Annotated in this window: 4 protein-coding genes; all 4 read left to right on the top strand. The window is 70.1% G+C overall.

The window, feature by feature from the left end:
* Positions 1-151: 151 nt before the first annotated feature.
* Genes ACWC1K_RS50375 through ACWC1K_RS50360 form a run of 4 tightly spaced genes read left to right on the top strand, consistent with a single transcriptional unit; the run spans position 152 to position 1,354 of the window.
* Positions 152-574 carry a hypothetical protein gene (locus tag ACWC1K_RS50375; protein WP_450840921.1) on the top strand — a complete coding sequence of 141 codons (423 nt, stop codon included), beginning with the start codon at positions 152-154 and terminating at the stop codon, positions 572-574.
* Complete coding sequence (locus tag ACWC1K_RS50370) at positions 574-756, top strand: hypothetical protein (RefSeq protein WP_450840919.1); 183 nt, start codon at positions 574-576, stop codon at positions 754-756. Before ACWC1K_RS50375 ends, ACWC1K_RS50370 begins: the two co-directional genes overlap by 1 nt.
* Positions 756-995, top strand: a complete 240-nt coding sequence (locus tag ACWC1K_RS50365) for a hypothetical protein (protein ID WP_450840917.1) — start codon at positions 756-758, stop codon at positions 993-995. Before ACWC1K_RS50370 ends, ACWC1K_RS50365 begins: the two co-directional genes overlap by 1 nt.
* The gene (locus ACWC1K_RS50360) at positions 992-1,354 is read left to right on the top strand and encodes a hypothetical protein (RefSeq protein ID WP_450840915.1); all 363 of its coding nucleotides are present in this window, start codon (positions 992-994) and stop codon (positions 1,352-1,354) included. Before ACWC1K_RS50365 ends, ACWC1K_RS50360 begins: the two co-directional genes overlap by 4 nt.
* Positions 1,355-1,521: the final 167 nt, after the last annotated feature.

Genomic DNA, 1,521 nt, shown 5'->3' with positions numbered 1-1,521 from the left:
TGTCCACCAGGTGGGGGACAGTAGTACCAGCACAACGAACACGACCCCGGCCGGCAAAAGCCGATCCGGGGCCGCGCGTCCCAAGCGGTGTTGCAACCACCACGAAGGACATGAGAACCGCCCTACCTGCCACAACAGGAGGTCGATCCGCATGAAGCAGGATCGCACAGCACCCGTATCCATGGCACCGCACCCCGGCGACTTCGTCCACCAGGCCCCCATCCCGATGCCGGGCCGGCTTCCGGTGGCGCGCCTGGTGCGTGGCCTGCCGGGCCAGCCGGTGACCATCACCGCCGCGCTCGCCGACGTCGACACGGACACGATGGTCCGCACCGAGGGCACGATCACCGCCGTCCGCTACCTCGACGGGAAGGTCTTCGGCCGCACGATGATCGTGCTCACGTCCGAGGACGGGAACAGCGCGCACGTGCTGTTCACCCCGGACGCCGCCTACTACGCCGAGCCAGTCCTGCGGAAGGGCTCCCGGATCGAGCTGCACGGTCTCGTGACCCGCCACATCCCGGGCCAGCCGACTGGCCTTGAGGGTCTGGGTGTTCGGGTGGTGTCCGCGTGATGGCCGCCGCGACGACGAGCCCGGGCCGTACTGTCCTGGAGCGTTTCCCCGCTGGTGGCCCGCACGGTTCCTGGCCGGCCGAGCGGTTCGCCGCCGATCGCCGCACCGCCGGGCAGCCCGCCGAGGTCGTCATGGACCTCCGCACCGACAGCTTCCTCGTCATCGTGCGGGCAGGTGCCTGATGGACGAGCGCACGCACGAGCGGATCCCCGGCGACGAGTGGACCGCGTCCGCCATCGCCCACCGTGAAACCGACCTGTACGCCGCAGTCCTCGACGCCTTCGCCGACCTGGACCTGCGCCAGCTCACCAACACCGTCCTCGACCACCGGCAGGTCGACATGCCCCGCGTCGTCGAGGCCCTCGACAACTGGTTCGGGGAGATCGCCGACCCGTACGCAGACGAGGACGGCGAACTGTGAGCGCGCTCGACGACGTCCTCGACGACCTGACCGGCTTCCACTGGATCCCCGGCGTGCAGGCCATCGTCGACGGCATCCGCACCACCCAGCAGGCCGCCGCCCGCGGTGAGTTGTCCACGGACGCCACCCAGACCCTGCTCAGCCTGCTCGGCAACCCGAACGGCCCCGACCTTCAGGAAGCCCTCGCAGGCCTCGCCCGGGAGATCACGAACCCGGACAGCAACCCGGCGATCGCCTCCCTGGACCCGGACACCGCCAAGCAGGTCCAGCACCTTGGCGAACTCCACGCCTTCGACACCGCCACCTACGCCGTACGCGACCACACCAACGAGGCTGCCGGCCTCATCACCGGCACCTGAGACGAGAGGACCACCGCCGTGAAGCACACCGCCGAGCAGCGCGCCGCCATCGCCACCGAGTACGACGGCTACGCCAACGGCCTTGAGCAGGTCGCCGCCGACCTCGACTCGCAGGGCCACCACGACGCCGCCGACATCCAGCGCGGAGTAGCCGCCCAGAACCGCGA

The sequence above is a fragment of the Streptomyces sp. NPDC001492 genome, assembly GCF_053597275.1.
This window is presented reverse-complemented; position numbering and strand designations above follow the sequence as displayed.

Coding starts and splice junctions, on each gene's coding strand:
- ACWC1K_RS50375 (WP_450840921.1), top strand. CDS start 152: ATGAAGCAGGATCGCACAGCACCCGTATCCATGGCACCGCACCCCGGC.
- ACWC1K_RS50370 (WP_450840919.1), top strand. CDS start 574: ATGGCCGCCGCGACGACGAGCCCGGGCCGTACTGTCCTGGAGCGTTTC.
- ACWC1K_RS50365 (WP_450840917.1), top strand. CDS start 756: ATGGACGAGCGCACGCACGAGCGGATCCCCGGCGACGAGTGGACCGCG.